Raw genomic sequence first — 14472 nt, forward strand, 5'->3', positions numbered from 1 at the left:
AACGAAAGGGCAGTTAGTGAAAAATCTTAATACTGCTTTTTCGTTTGCACCACCTTCGATTCTTTCCTTAACGATTTATCCAATTAAACAAATTCTTTTTTATTTTTTCTTTTATCCTATCACACTCGCACCAAATGGCATGAAAGAGAGTCTTGCCATCTTGAAAAACTGCTTTCCAAATGGAATTCCAACTATCGTAATACACCATATACAACCAACTATCAGGTTTCCAAGTGCCATTTCCCATCCAAAAAATATAATCCATATAAGATTTACCAGAAACGAAAACATGCCATTTCCATATACGATTTCTTTTCCAAACGGCCAGAATGCCAGGGTTGCAAATTTAAAGCATTGCAGACCTACCGGAATTCCAATAATTGTAATACACCATATGCATCCTGCAAAAATCCATGCCAGTCCACCCAGTAATCCTCCAAATATAAACCAAAGAATATTACCTATAGTTCTCATGACAATACATCCTCCTTATCCAATGTTTAATATTCTTTTGCAATTTCCTCTGTTATCTCATATATCTCTTTAAATTTTTCTAAGTCCTCCGGCGATCTGATCAGCATGATTTCTTCGATTTTTCCGGTCCGTATGTCTTTGAACCCTGCTACTTCTTCTCCGGTACAAATACTTGCACGAATAACTGGTTTCATATGTTCTCGGTCATATGTTTTTTTCATGATTTTCTTTTTGAATAATCCCATACTTCATCCTCCGAATAATTACAGAAACAAGATTAACTATTAATTTCTGGAACATTTTTCTGCATCGATTGCCAGTACAAACATCAGCGCATCCAACGCATTTCCTGGATCCTGCACATCAATAACATATGTATCAGTCATATGAAACAGTTCTTTACTAACCCGTGCAATTGAATAACCGCTTCGATCAAGAATGCTATAGTTCCATTCCATAATGGTTCCATCAATATGCCATCCATTGTAATCAATATTATAATGTGGCGTCAGGAATGAGAATTCTTTGCTCAGGCATCCAATATAACTGCCATTTTTATAAATCTCAAATTTAGGAAGAAAAGTAAGTACTTTCTGAACAACCATTCCTACTTCATTTCCATAGGCATCATAAATTACAAGTTTATGTCCCCAGGACAACTGACCTTTTACTACATAAACAGTGTTGCCTGCTTCATCATAAATATCATAGCTGTCAAACCATGAAAATAGCCTTTGTTTAAATAATAACTTCATAACTTTTCACCGCTCTCTCCAACAGATATAATTGGTTCTTTACACTTCTTCGATATTGGCTACGTGGATTTTTCCATCAGGTTGTGTATGGCTTTTCCATTGTTCTTTTGTTATGACATTTGTATGGCCAACTCTTACCTCATTAAGCAATGGTACTGGAACCTCATCGCAAGTATGATGATAAATAAATCCAAGTTTCTCCTGTACTCTTTTGGACTTTTTATTTCCGTCATAATAGCCACACCATATTGTAGTCATTTCAAGCGTTTCAAATCCTCGTTTCATAAGCGCATATGCCGCTTCTGGCATATACCCTCTGCCCCAGAATGGTTCTCCCAACCAGTAACCAAGTTCACATTCATCATCTCTATCTGTCATATCTGTATGTCCGTTTAGTTTTAGTTCAACAGCTCCTATTGCAACATTATTCTCTTTTTCACAGATTGCATAGCATTCTGCTCCGGTGAAAATATTGTCAATAACATATTTACTTGATTCGATATCCTTGTGAGGAGGCCATCCGGCAATTGGCCCTACTTTTGGATTTTTTGCATAAGTAAACAAACTTTCTGCATCATCTTGCGTCCACTTTCTTAAAATTAATCTTTCAGTTTCTAGTATCATTTTAAAATATATCCCTTCAGTATTCAATTTCGATTTATCCAATTAAGACAATTCTTTAGGTTAGAATCGATGATGGAGTAAACGAAAAAGCAGTTTCGACATTTCAGTGAACTGCCCCTTCGTTTACTCCATTTTCGATTTGACCTAATTGAACAAAGTGAGCGTCCGAGTAGCTACTACCTATGGACTTTTAATCTTTTGTTCTTATCCATGATTATACAGGATTTCCTGTGCAGACGCTACAGAAATCAAGAATTTTCAGATAAATAGGTATAACAATTAAACCTCAGGATTTTGAGGCTTAGAAAACATATAAAAGATTTGGATTTTAACACCTTTGCGGTATTCTCAGTTGTGGTTTTCCAAGATGTCCACCGCAGGATTTACATACATAGATGTTTATCCCGTATAGCTGTTTCAATATTTCTGGCATCTCCTTATCCCTGAGCTTTGAAAGATATTTTTTGCATCCGAGGAGATTCCGGCATAAAGTGAGCTTTTTGTGTCTCTTCAGGATTCTTATTCTGATATTTCAGAAAATAAGAGACATAGTTTTTATAGCAGTTGATGGAACGTTCTTTAAGGTTACGGATTTTTCCGGCTTCCTCAAGCTGTTCTAAATATTTTTCATACATAATAAAATCCTCCATATAAAATCAGTAGTTATCCGGAACACTGCTTTATATGGAGATGCATTTGGGTCATAAAACCGCTTGCCAACCAAGCGGAAGGGTGGTATTCTTTTCATAGGCAGTGGGAAGGTCGATCCTGTTTGATTGTTTCGTTGTGGTGACTTAACAATACTACTTTTAGGACTTGCTTTCCACTGTTTTGTTATAGAAAAAAGAAAATCGCTATGCCATAGCCTTGGTAGGCCATCGCGCAGCGATTTTGTTCAATTTATGTTTGCAGGTTTGGGAGAGATTGTTTCTTTTCCCGCCTTTTCTCTGATTTACATCCCCGAATAAGGGGTGACAACAGAGCGGAACTCAAATGTTAGCTGGACTTTTTCTCACATGCTCTGATTTGATCTCATATATAAATCCAGCAGAGATTTTGCTCTCCACCGGTCTGCTTTTATCCTAATTATGTTCCCCTTGCATTGATTTTGCTAATAATGTCAGACAGGGATAGTCCACAGCTGGAAATTAGTTTTTCATTTAAGTAATTATTTCAGTCCCAAAAAGACATATGAATTTTCACAGCCTGCTTCTTCTAAGGAATTAAAAAACAGACCATATAACAACTTTATATGCTCTGTCTTTTTATTCCTACAAATCTTCGTGCAGTTTTACATCGCTATTATCTGCCATGCATTGTTTCAAGGCAATGATCATTTTTTCCGCATCCAGTGGCTTTGCAAGATGAACATTCATTCCAGCCAGCCGGCTGTTGATAATGTCTTCTGCAAAAGAATTCGCGGACATTGCAATGATCGGAACCCTCCTGGCATCCCTTCTTTTCATTTCCCTGATTGTCCTTGCCGCATCCAGACCATTCATCCTCGGCATCATAATATCCATATAAATTACCCCAAAATAATCCGGTGCAGATTTCTCGAAGATTTCAACTGCTTCCTGCCCGTCTACTGCACATGTAACTTCCATACCGCTGTCTTCCAGTATACATCTGGAAATTTCCATGTTCAACTCATTGTCTTCCACAACCAATGCCCGCATGCCTTCTACCGAATAATCATCAAGGCTTACTGGCTTATCTGATAAATTACTGTTTTTATCCTGTGTGCCAATTTTGAACGGAATTTTTACAATAACTGTTGTCCCGACACCTGCTTTGCTCTTCAGTTCAATACTTCCATCCATTCTGTCCACGAGTTGCTTCGTAATTGCAAGCCCCAGTCCGGTGCCTTCATACCTGGATCTGCTTGTCTCGCTTTCCTGAGAGAACATATCAAAAGCATGTGCAATAAAATCTTCACTCATACCCACACCCTGGTCTTTACAGTAGAAAGTGAAATTTGCTCTGTCATCATCCAGAGTTTCTTCCTTAACCCCCAACGTGAGCACACTACCCGACTGACTGAATTTTATGGCATTGTCCATAATATTCGACAGAATCCTTCCAAGATATACCGGGTTTCCAACCAGAGTGCTGTGACTGTATGTACCATTTTTCCAGTCAATCTCATACCGGATGCCTTTCTTGGCAGCCCGCTCATCATAAATCTGATTCAGTTCCTGCAGTACCTCTGTCAGATCAAATAAAAGCTGCTGGTCCTTCAAATCCCCGCTCTGTAGTTTATTCATATCCAACACATCATTTACCAGAGACACCAGATATTTCAGGGATTCCATTACCTTTTCTCTGATCTTCTGCTGCATCTGTGGATCATCTGCGTACTGATTTCCCATATTTACCATACCGATAATACCGTTCAGTGGTGTACGGATATCATGACTCATCGTTGCCAGAAACCTTGTTTTCATTTCGGCTTCCCGCTTTGCTGCTTCCGCAGCAAAGTTAAGATCCTCTTCACGTCTCTTGGAATCGCTGATACTACGGACTGTACATAAAACATGGGTTACATTTCCAGACTCATCCCGTTTTTTTACAGTAAAAAGCATCCTGTGCCAACTGCCATCACACATTCTGTATTCTGTAGAAATATATTCTTCCGTCTTCAATCTTGCTGAAAGTGTAGAGACATCCAGAAATGGACGGATCAGCGAACGGTATTCAGATGCAACCATTGTATCACAAAGCTGATACAGTTTCTCCGATGCACTGCCTCTGTTTCCTGTCAGTTTGTGTATTTCACTGTCATTTGATATCTCTTCAAAAAAATCTTTCTGCACATCAATCCTGTAGATAGAACAGTAACTCTTAGCAATTGCTGAGATTATTTCATTACTCAGCCGTGCTTCATCCAGTGCCTGCTTTAATTGATTCTGGATCGTAGTTTCTTTTTCCATGATATCATCAATATGCCGAAAACCCACCAGTGCGAAAAAATGTTTCTCATCCTCGTATATTTTGGCTGCCTGTGCCTCAAAAAATTCATGCTGGTTCGGATTCGGTTTACTTCTATAATGGTATGTAATGCGCTCCTTCCGGGAAAGCTGTTCCTTTAGATGCCCTGTCGAAATCCAGTCCTTAAATTCCTGTCTTTCTTTCTCATACAGATATTGAACCGCATATTGGTCAGCAGAAGAATTGAAATTATCACCCTGTTTCAGATTCATTTTTTTTACGTTGGTTCCATCGTTTATATGGAGAATTTCAAAGGAACCGGTATTTAATTCAACATAATAGACAGCCGTAAAATCTGCACATATCTTATCCAAAAGCCGTCTTTCCGCCATCTGTTCTTCCAACGTACTTTTCAGTTTTCTGTTCCTCATATGTACCATTACAGTCAGGATAAGAAGCAGAACGATCAGCACAGTTATAAAAACCAAAACAGTCACAGACTGCGGTTGCTTCGGAAATAAATTAATTTCTGTCATAACAAAATCCTCTCTCTATGTTTCCTGTCTGCTTTTCCCATGCATCTGGAAGGCTCCTGATTGCTGCGGTTGCCTCATAATCATTTATGACAGGCATTTTGCTTTCTCAACTCTTCGCTTATGGTCTGCTTAATTTTTTCCGCATCCAGCGGCTTTGCAAGATGTGCGTTCATTCCTGCTTCCATACACTTTTCTGCATCTTCCCTAAATACATTTGCAGTCATAGCAATGATAGGGATTATTTTTGCATCCTGCCGTTCCAGGTCTCTTATTGTTCTTGCAGCAGTAAGACCATCCATCACCGGCATCATAACATCCATTAAAATAACATCGTATGTTCCCGGTTCGGAAGCTTCAAAATGCTGAACAGCTTCTAACCCATTGTTCACTGTTTCTACTTTAGCCCCATTTTCCGTCAGCATAAATTCTGCTATTTCCACATTCAGCTCATTATCTTCAACCAGCAATACCCGGATATCTGATATATCTGCATCAAAATCTTCTTTTTCTTCTGGCCGTGCATTCGTATCAATTTTAAATGGAAGTATTACAGTAAAACAGCTTCCTTCACCAAGCTTGCTTTCAACTGTTATGGTTCCGCCCATCTTTTCTACAAGTTGTTTCACAATAGGCATTCCCAGACCTGTCCCATTATAATCAGAACGTGGGGAATTGTCTGCCTGTACAAATGGAGTAAACAATTCATTTTTTATAAATTCTTCTGACATTCCAATTCCATTATCTTTTATTTTAAATTCACATGTCATGTGATCTTCTAATCTTTCAATCGTTCTCATACTCATGTAAATAAAACCATTCACCTTATTGTACTTCATACTGTTTGTAAACAGATTCATCAATATTTTTTTCAGATGAACTGCATTGCTCCAAACATATATACCACTGTAATCATCATGTTCTCCTATAACATGAAGTCCTTTTTCTTCTGCCTGAAAAGATAGTGACTCCGTGATTTCCTGACATACCTGGTCCAGATTGATGGATTCATCACTAAAAACCACTGTATCTGATTCTAACTTTGCCATATCTAAAACATCATTTATCAATGATAGTAGCAGTTTCGATGACTCATGTATTTTATTCATGCAATCCTTTGCCCGCTCAGCATCATTTCCGCTTTTCTCAAGAATCGTAAGCATGCCAATAATACCATTGATCGGTGTTCTGATATCATGAGACATGTTATTTAAAAAGGAAGTCTTAGCCTTATTGGCACTCTGTGCTTCTACAAGTGCATTTTGTAATTCCTGCTGTTTTTCTTCAAGCTCCTGATTCAGCTTCAATGCCTGCTCAGCAGACTTCTTGGATTTTTCTTCCGCACGTTTTGATTTTTTCAAAGAATCAAGAATTATACACAGAACAACGAAAAAAGAAATTCCAGCGATAAGTGAAACTGTCAGTAAATTGTCCTGAATAAAATCCTTCGCTGTAACTTTTCGTAAGGAAGCATTATACGAAACTACTGCACCTGAAAATTGAGTTGTAGGCATAGATGTCAGTGTTTTATTCAGAATGGACAAAAGAACCGGTTCTCCCTGCAGAATAGCAAATGGAACATCAGCTTCTTTTGTCAGGAAAACACTATGAAGCTTATTATTTTTCAAATAGTCTGAAACAGTACCTGAATTGCTTACAATACAATCCGTCTCCCCTTTCTGCATTGCTTTTACTGCTGCATCTGATGTTTCATATTCCACAACCTTCCATTGCGGATAATTGTATGAAAGATATGCTTTCAATGCAAAATCATCTTTTTCAACGGCAACTATATTCTCTTTATTTTCATCAAAAGAATCCTTTGCCGTAATTGCTGCCATATTGAGAGTCAACAGCGTATCCGACAAAGCAAATCCATTTGTTTCTGCAAAGTATGGATTCTGGTTTGCATGAAAAATCAGGTCTATTTTTCCATCCTGCAATGCCTGAAGCAGTTCACTTCTTGTCTCATATCCATTTAATTCAAATTCCAGAGTCTGACCTTGCAGACAATTTTCTGCAAGATCCACATAATCTGTAATAACACCTTTCAGTTTACCTGTTGATGGATCTACACTGCTGATACCTCCATCCTGATTCAAATACCCTATCCGGATTGCACCATGCTGCCCGATCCACTCACTTTCTTCTTTTGAAAGAAACGAGCTGCTCTGTGCAGAAAGATAACGCCTGTAGAGATCATCTGTGTAAAATGGGTTGTCATCCTTGATTCTGCGCATAGCGCTATCCAGTGCTTCTTTGATATCCGGACGTTCTGGATTTATAGCGAAATAGATTTCTGTCTCTCCAATACTTGTAAGCGGTGAAATATCCGATTCTTCCCAACGGGATTCTTCTACCGAAACGAAGCAGTCAATTTCATGTTTCGACAGTTTGTCCATAATTTCTGTGGTTGTAGAAACATTGATATGCTTCGTATGCAGACCATATTTTGATTCCCATTCATTAAGCACATCCTCCATTATATTATCTTTAGACACACCAATATTTTTTCCCTCAAAAGAATCCAAATTTCCTGCTGTAAGATCCATATTGGATGCATCCGTATAGATGTAATATTTCTCTTCCCCCATAGGCATATCGGAAAAAAGCATATTTTCAGCACGTTCGTCTGTATAGGAAATGTCACCAAGAATATCAATCTCTCCATTTTCCAACTGTGTAAAGCAGTTTTTCCAATCACTTGTTATGTATTTATATGTCCATCCTGCATAACCTGCAATATCTTGAAGATACTCATAACCATAGCCGCTTCTTTCTCCCTTTTCATTGACGGTATTATAAGTTTCTTCAAAAGATCCTACCCGGATAACATTGTCAGAGTTTTCTTTGGCAAATGTAGGAACGGATAAAACAATAAAACATATAATTGTGCAAAATATAATGTAACAAAATTTGAAATTCATTATATTCTGTACTAATTTGCACTTCTTCATCTTTCTCCCCTCCTCTAGGCTACAGTTGCTTGCTTCCAGATTTTAATTTTACATTCATTAATTGTCAATAACCTCCCCGCTATTTTTCCAAACAGCTTCTGTATTACTTATTCAAGTGCTCTACCATAAAAAAGCACTGCCAAACAGACAGTGCAACCTCATTTCATGCAACTGGCTGCCATTTTACAGGCCCTGTAGCTTTGCGTCCCAGACTTTCATCTGGTTTGCCGATTTCCTTATTATAGCTTTAATACTTATGCAAAAAAACTGATTTCATTATACTTTAATGCTCTAGTATACACAAGAAAACATTACCGTTTTAACGACAAAAATAAAAAAAAGAACAGCCGATACATATACTCGAACTATTCTTCTACTTCCGAAGACCACGCAGCATTGACATCACTGTTTCCTGCTCATTTGTACTCAGATTATTCCATATCCTTAAAACTTCTTTCTGTTTTTCTGTCAGATTCTCTGAATTACCTTCCTGAAAAAACTGTGATAATGTCACGCCCAAAGCTGTACATATTTTTTCAAGTGTGATCAGCGACGGCAGGTTTTCCTGCGCCATGATTCTTCCCAGTGATGACTGGGAAATTCCAAATACACATAAGCATGATACAATAGAGGCATGCTGAAGGAGGATCTCGTATGGCAAAGCAAGCTGTACAATTTCTTCTCTTCAAATGTCATGATTAACCAACCCCGTTTTCTTTAAAAAATTTCTGGATTTTATCAAATGGGATCACATCCAGATTATCGTAAAGATCTGTATGAACAGCCCCTGGAATTGTCAGCAGCTCTTTATTGGATGTGTACTTGCTGTCCTTGATCATATTTTCATAAGCATCTTTTCCAAAATAATAACTGTGCGCTTTTTCTCCATGAACGATAAGGACTGCACTTCTGATTTCATTACTGTACTTTAATATTGGCTGATTCATAAATGACATACATCCAATACTGTTCCAGCCATCATTGGAATTTAGGCTCCTTTTATGATAACATCTGCCTTTATAATACTCACTATAATCTTTTACGAAGAGAGGGGCATCTTCGGGAACCGGAAGTGGAACACAACCACCGCTTCTGGAATACTCGCCTTTACGGTATTCTTGTGTTCTGAGGGCATTCAGTGACTGTTTCTTTGCATAACGTGCTTCTTCACTGTCCTCAGAATCAAAGTACCCATTTGCATTTACCCTTGTCATATCATACATGGTAGATGCTACAGTTGCTTTTATTCTTATATCCAATGCAGTTGCGTTAAGAGCCATTCCACCCCATCCGCAGATTCCAATGATTCCTATTTTATCCGTATCCACATCTTCCCGAACAGAAAAAAAATCAACAGCAGCCATGAAATCTTCTGTATTAATATCCGGAGAAGCCATGAATCTTGGATTGCCTCCACTTTCCCCCGTAAAAGAAGGATCAAATGCAATCGTTAAATATCCTTTTTCAGCCATCGTCTGCGCATATAATCCGGAACACTGTTCTTTGATTGCACCAAATGGTCCGCTTACGGCAATCGCAGGATATTTCCCTGACACATTTTTCGGCTTATACAGATCTGCAGCAAGTGTGATTCCATAACGATTTACAAATGTCACTTTCTTATGATCTACTTTTTCACTCTGTGGAAAAGTTTTATCCCATTCAGATACCAACTTTAATTCTTCTGTTTTTAACATATTTGACATCCTCCATATGCAAAATTTCTTGTAATTACACTAACAATAGTATATGATATAAATATCATACAACCTAAAGTTAACTTTAGGTCAAGCATATTTTGAAAGAAGGTTTTTTATGTATACAATCAGTCAGGTCTCTGCAATGTTTAGTCTTCCTGTTTCTACCTTAAGATATTATGACAAGGAAGGTTTTTTCCCTAATCTGGAACGTAAAGGAAACATCCGTTATTTCAGCAATAATGAGTTGGAAGCGCTTCGTATCATTGAATGTCTGAAGAAATCTGGGCTTGAGATCAAAGATATAAAGCAATTTTTTATCTGGGTATCTGAAGGCAGTGCCAGCTATGAAAAAAGGAAAGAATTATTTGAAGCCAGAAAATCAGCTGTTGAAACTGAAATCCAGGAACTTCAAAAAACTCTCTCCCTCTTAAAATTTAAGTGCTGGTATTATGAAACAGCAATGAAAGATGGTAATGAAGATACGATAAATGCCATGTTACCTGATAAACTTCCAAAAAATATACAGAAACTATATGACAAAGGACATGAATGATTTTTGTTTCTTCTTCAAGCTGGAATTGATCGTGCTCTGTCTTTCGCTAATGCAACTCCATTTTACTGTGCAAACATAAGTTATGCCCGTCTCAAGATTCGCTTTATATCATCCAGATTTTCAACAAAAAAGATTCCCTCCTGTCGCTCGTTAGAAGATAATCCTTTTTCAATCATATGATTTAGAAGTGCTTTCAAATCATCGTAGTAACCGTTCAGGTTGTAGAGAATGCAGGGTGCCTCCAGATGTTTCAAAGACACCTTCGACATTACCTCTGCAATTTCCTCCAATGTTCCCGTGCCGCCCGGGAAGGCAATAAAGGCTTCTCCTAACTCAATCATTTTGTTTTTTCTCTCAGACATATCCTTAGTCACAATCAGTTTTGTCAGTCCATCATGTTGAAACTCATTTTCAATAAAAAAAATCGGCTCAACACCCGTAACATCACCGCCTGCCTTCAATACACTGTCTGCCAATGCTCCCATTAAACCACCTTTAGAACCACCGTAAACAAGTGCATTTCCACTGTTTCCAATCCATGCCCCCAATTCCTCAACTGCTTTCCGTAAGCATGGGTCATTTCCTTCGTTTGCCCCAAGATAAACTGTTATATTCATTAAAAATTTTCTCCTACAACTTCCGATTGTTCGAGCTTTTCAAATACTAACGTACTTAATTCTGTTCAATAAGTGATTTATAGTAGTTACCAAAGTCAGCAAGTGAATTAACAATTGGAAGCATTTTTGTTCCGAGTTCCGTTAATCCGTATTCAACTCTCGGTGGCTGTTCATGGTAATCGTGGCGATATGCCAGTCCATCACTCATCATTTGCCTTAAACTATCTGTCAAAACCTTTTGTGAAATACCATCTATACTTCGTTGTAGCTCATTGAATCTCCATGGGCGCTCTTTCAAGTTACGCAAAATCAGCAGTTTCCATTTTCCTCCGATGAGAGATACCGCTGTTGCAACTGGGCATTCCGGTAATTCTTCTTTTGCTCGCATAATTCTCACCTCCGAGTCTATTGTAACACATTCATTTTTGAGTGTACAGTTACAAAAAGGTGCGTACTTGTTTTTGTATGTGTCTCACACTATACTAATACCAATCAACCCGAAACTACAAATCAACTATGGAGGTATCATTATGACAAATTACACAAAAACAACTATTGGAAAGGAAAACCGAATTGAGCTGCATGAAAAGTTGTCTTTAACAGGTGCAGAAATCAGTTTAAACGAACTACCTGCAGGAGCAAATGTCCCATTTATTCATTCTCATAAAGAAAATGAAGAAATCTATGGAATTCTTTCAGGTAACGGCAAAGCCATAATTGATGGAGAAGAAATCAGCCTTTCAACTGGAGACTGGCTAAAGATTGCACCTGCTGCAAAGCGTCAGTTTTTTGCATCCGATATTTCCGGAATTACTTATATCTGCATTCAGGTAAAAGAAAATTCTCTGGAACATTTTACAGCAGAGGACGCCGTAATCGGCTAATTAAAAGTATTTATTTACAAAAATGCACAGTTCTCGATAAGCTAAGAACTGTGCATTTCTTTTTTCTTCAATTTTACAATTTCTCTATTTTTCAAACAAGAATTTCTCGATTTCAAATGGCGATAAATAAATCTCTCCACCATCATCAGTTTAATTTTCATTTAGATTAACGATTTCTTTTTCCTGTATTCTCTGTCCCTCGGATTTCCTCATGATAGAAATAATCTACGATCACCGGATGTCCCTGCGGGACTCTGCCATAAGGCATTTCATTATCCACAAATGGGCAATCATACTTCTTAGCCATTTCCTCAGCTTTTACTTCAAGTGCTTCAAAGTAGCTGCGGTTATGCTTGTTATAGATCTCGTCGTAAAGGGGTACAAGATCAGGATATTTTCCGGCGATATAATCCATAATTGTCTTTTTGAAACCGCCTCGAAGATTGAGATTTTCGAGCCAGAACAGATCGCACTGATCCTTTACCCGCTCAAAGATTGCTTCAAAATCCGTGATACCGGGGAATACCGGAGATACGAAACAGACTGTACGGATACCTGCTTCATATACCTGCTTCATAGCAGCGATACGGCGCTCAATGCTAGAAGCAGAGTCCATATCGTTCTTGAAATTTTCATCTAGTGTGTTGATCGACCATGAAACGGTTACTCGTCCAAGCTTCTTCAGCAGATCAATATCTCGTACCACAAGATCCGACTTTGTGCAGATCAGAATATCTGCGTCACTGCCGATCAGCTGCTCCAGAAGTTTTCTGGTATTCCCGAATTGCTCCTCCTGTGGATTGTAGCCATCTGTCACAGAACCGATGACCACCCGCTGTCCGGCATATTTCTTCGGATTCTTAATTTCCGGCCAATGCTTCACATCAAGGAAAGTGCCCCATTCCTCCTTGTGTCCGGTAAAGCGCTTCATAAAAGAAGCATAGCAATACTTGCAGGCGTGTGTACAGCCTACATATGGATTGACCGAGTAACCGCCTACAGGCAGACTGGACTTGGTCATGATGTTCTTTGTTTCCGCCTCATTAATGAGGATTCCATTTATTACTTCTGCCATGATCTCTGTACCTCCAACACTTTATTGAATTCATCCGGCATTTCCTGAATCATATTTTCATTCCCTATGATAGGGACAAGATCTTCCTTCATAAATACCGGAATGTCAAGCATATGCGCCTGATCTGTCAGAGACCATGCCCACTCCGGCTCCGTATGAACCTTCCTGCTCTGAACTCCAGTCATGGTGCCGACAACGATCCAGTTGATCCCGGAAAGATCAACTGAACCTGGATTGTCGAATAGCGGCTCAAAGGTAACATGATAGTGTTTTGCTCTGACATTTTCCCGTAGTGCGTCAATACGCCACAGTTCTGCTTTTCTCGTCACCGTAACACCAAACCATGCGTTTTCCAAATCTGTATCAAAATCCAGCAGATCTGGTCGCTTTGTAAGGAACAGGAACTGATGCTGTGGATTTTCACGGATTTTTTCAAATACCTCGTCTCTCCATTCTGACTTCCAGCCGGAAAGATCGCTCATGCCGTTAAGAAGAAAGTTCTGCGGACGTTTCTTTTCCATCATCTTGAGCTTACCCGGAAAGAATTCAGGGTCAGCAAAGTCATCAATCATATGCCAGCGTTTCACATTATTGCGGGCATAGCAATATGCACACCCCACTGTACATCCGATGACGATATTCATGTTTTGAATCTGATCTTTGATACAAATACTCATGATTTCTGCCACTCCTCAAGATTCTTTCTGATACGGTCGAGGTATTCCTCAAACTGGGTAATTTCTTCCTCCGAAAAACCTTTGTAGTAAATACTGCCCATTTTATCAGATACAGAATCGTATTCGTCCTTTAAGGCATGTGCTTTTTCAGTCAGAAACAGGAGTGTTTTCCTTTTGTCCGTTTCAGACTGAACGCGTCTTATCAGCCCTTGATTTTCCATTCTTTCCAGCATCGTAGTAAGAGAAGTTATCGCTAATCCACATTTAATCGAGAGTGACCTGATTGAGATTCCATCTTCCTGCCACAGTACATAAAGAATACGCCCCTGGGCTCCGTTAAACGCATCAATATTCTTTTCGCTGAGAATCTTCTCAAAGATTCGATCTCCAAGTTGTTTTATTTTGGTAACAAGAAATCCGCCATTCATTTTCATACAAAAACTCCTATATAGTATTTTATCAAATAATACTATATAGGAGTTTTACTGTCAACAGTTTGTATGTCTAAGTAGAAGTAAATTCCGATTGAACAAAATCGCTGCGCGATGGCCTACCAAGGCTGTGGCGCAGTTTTATTTTTATTAAAATAGCAGTGGAATTACTTTTCATAATCCATTATTGTTAAGTTACCACACGAAACAACTGAACTAAGAAAGCTCCACTGCCTATGATAAGAATAACATTTTCCAGTC

Annotated in this window: 16 protein-coding genes and 1 riboswitch; of the genes, 2 read left to right on the plus strand and 14 right to left on the minus strand. The window is 38.6% G+C overall.

The window, feature by feature from the left end; genetic code table 11:
* Nucleotides 1-111: 111 nt before the first annotated feature.
* The 9 genes from I2D69_RS18415 to I2D69_RS18455 all read right to left on the minus strand — a co-directional run bounded on the left by I2D69_RS18415 (nt 112) and on the right by I2D69_RS18455 (nt 9971).
* Nucleotides 112-474, minus strand: coding sequence for a YccF domain-containing protein (locus I2D69_RS18415; RefSeq protein ID WP_059086556.1), 363 nt, complete (start codon nt 472-474; stop codon nt 112-114).
* A 26-nt stretch (nt 475-500) separates the two neighbouring features.
* Nucleotides 501-719: an aspartate dehydrogenase gene (locus I2D69_RS18420; protein ID WP_118577832.1), complete on the minus strand. Its 219-nt coding sequence runs from the start codon at nt 717-719 to the stop codon at nt 501-503.
* Nucleotides 720-758: 39 nt separating this feature from the next.
* A complete protein-coding gene (locus I2D69_RS18425; RefSeq protein WP_173716680.1) occupies nt 759-1229 on the minus strand; it encodes an LURP-one-related family protein in 471 nt (156 codons plus the stop codon).
* Between the two features lie 39 nt (nt 1230-1268).
* Complete coding sequence (locus I2D69_RS18430; RefSeq protein WP_306797052.1) at nt 1269-1895, minus strand: GNAT family N-acetyltransferase; 627 nt, start codon at nt 1893-1895, stop codon at nt 1269-1271.
* 395 nt (nt 1896-2290) lie between these two features.
* Nucleotides 2291-2488 carry a hypothetical protein gene (locus I2D69_RS18435; RefSeq protein WP_227199271.1) on the minus strand — a complete coding sequence of 66 codons (198 nt, stop codon included), beginning with the start codon at nt 2486-2488 and terminating at the stop codon, nt 2291-2293.
* Between the two features lie 636 nt (nt 2489-3124).
* Complete coding sequence (locus I2D69_RS18440; protein ID WP_173719345.1) at nt 3125-5320, minus strand: ATP-binding protein; 2196 nt, start codon at nt 5318-5320, stop codon at nt 3125-3127.
* An 80-nt stretch (nt 5321-5400) separates the two neighbouring features.
* Nucleotides 5401-8274 (minus strand): transporter substrate-binding domain-containing protein, encoded by a 2874-nt coding sequence (locus I2D69_RS18445; protein ID WP_195380358.1) that lies wholly within the window; start codon nt 8272-8274, stop codon nt 5401-5403.
* A 163-nt stretch (nt 8275-8437) separates the two neighbouring features.
* A riboswitch (cyclic di-GMP riboswitch) is annotated at nt 8438-8513 on the minus strand.
* Between the two features lie 134 nt (nt 8514-8647).
* Nucleotides 8648-8935, minus strand: coding sequence for a helix-turn-helix transcriptional regulator (locus I2D69_RS18450; RefSeq protein WP_226841009.1), 288 nt, complete (start codon nt 8933-8935; stop codon nt 8648-8650).
* A gap of 37 nt (nt 8936-8972) precedes the next feature.
* Complete coding sequence (locus I2D69_RS18455) at nt 8973-9971, minus strand: alpha/beta hydrolase (RefSeq protein WP_195380359.1); 999 nt, start codon at nt 9969-9971, stop codon at nt 8973-8975.
* A gap of 118 nt (nt 9972-10089) precedes the next feature.
* On the opposite strand from I2D69_RS18455, the gene I2D69_RS18460 reads away from it, so the two are divergent.
* Nucleotides 10090-10527, plus strand: coding sequence for a MerR family transcriptional regulator (locus tag I2D69_RS18460; protein WP_173719347.1), 438 nt, complete (start codon nt 10090-10092; stop codon nt 10525-10527).
* An 80-nt stretch (nt 10528-10607) separates the two neighbouring features.
* Here I2D69_RS18460 and I2D69_RS18465 read toward each other — a convergent pair whose 3' ends face one another.
* Nucleotides 10608-11144 (minus strand): TIGR00730 family Rossman fold protein, encoded by a 537-nt coding sequence (locus I2D69_RS18465; RefSeq protein WP_195380360.1) that lies wholly within the window; start codon nt 11142-11144, stop codon nt 10608-10610.
* Nucleotides 11145-11199: 55 nt separating this feature from the next.
* Nucleotides 11200-11532, minus strand: coding sequence for a helix-turn-helix domain-containing protein (locus tag I2D69_RS18470; RefSeq protein ID WP_072522465.1), 333 nt, complete (start codon nt 11530-11532; stop codon nt 11200-11202).
* A 142-nt stretch (nt 11533-11674) separates the two neighbouring features.
* On the opposite strand from I2D69_RS18470, the gene I2D69_RS18475 reads away from it, so the two are divergent.
* Nucleotides 11675-12028 carry a cupin domain-containing protein gene (locus tag I2D69_RS18475; RefSeq protein ID WP_195380361.1) on the plus strand — a complete coding sequence of 118 codons (354 nt, stop codon included), beginning with the start codon at nt 11675-11677 and terminating at the stop codon, nt 12026-12028.
* 166 nt (nt 12029-12194) lie between these two features.
* Here I2D69_RS18475 and I2D69_RS18480 read toward each other — a convergent pair whose 3' ends face one another.
* Genes I2D69_RS18480 through I2D69_RS18490 form a run of 3 tightly spaced genes read right to left on the minus strand, consistent with a single transcriptional unit; the run spans nt 12195 to nt 14214 of the window.
* A complete protein-coding gene (locus I2D69_RS18480) occupies nt 12195-13103 on the minus strand; it encodes a radical SAM mobile pair protein B (RefSeq protein WP_117920231.1) in 909 nt (302 codons plus the stop codon).
* Nucleotides 13091-13780, minus strand: coding sequence for a radical SAM mobile pair protein A (locus tag I2D69_RS18485; RefSeq protein WP_173716688.1), 690 nt, complete (start codon nt 13778-13780; stop codon nt 13091-13093). Before I2D69_RS18485 ends, I2D69_RS18480 begins: the two co-directional genes overlap by 13 nt.
* Nucleotides 13777-14214, minus strand: coding sequence for a radical SAM mobile pair system MarR family transcriptional regulator (locus I2D69_RS18490; protein ID WP_117613248.1), 438 nt, complete (start codon nt 14212-14214; stop codon nt 13777-13779). Before I2D69_RS18490 ends, I2D69_RS18485 begins: the two co-directional genes overlap by 4 nt.
* Nucleotides 14215-14472 lie beyond the last annotated feature (258 nt).

Source organism: Ruminococcus sp. D54t1_190329_F1, from assembly GCF_015551645.1.
In the GTDB taxonomy this organism is placed as follows: Bacteria; Bacillota; Clostridia; order Lachnospirales; family Lachnospiraceae; genus Blautia_A; species Blautia_A faecis.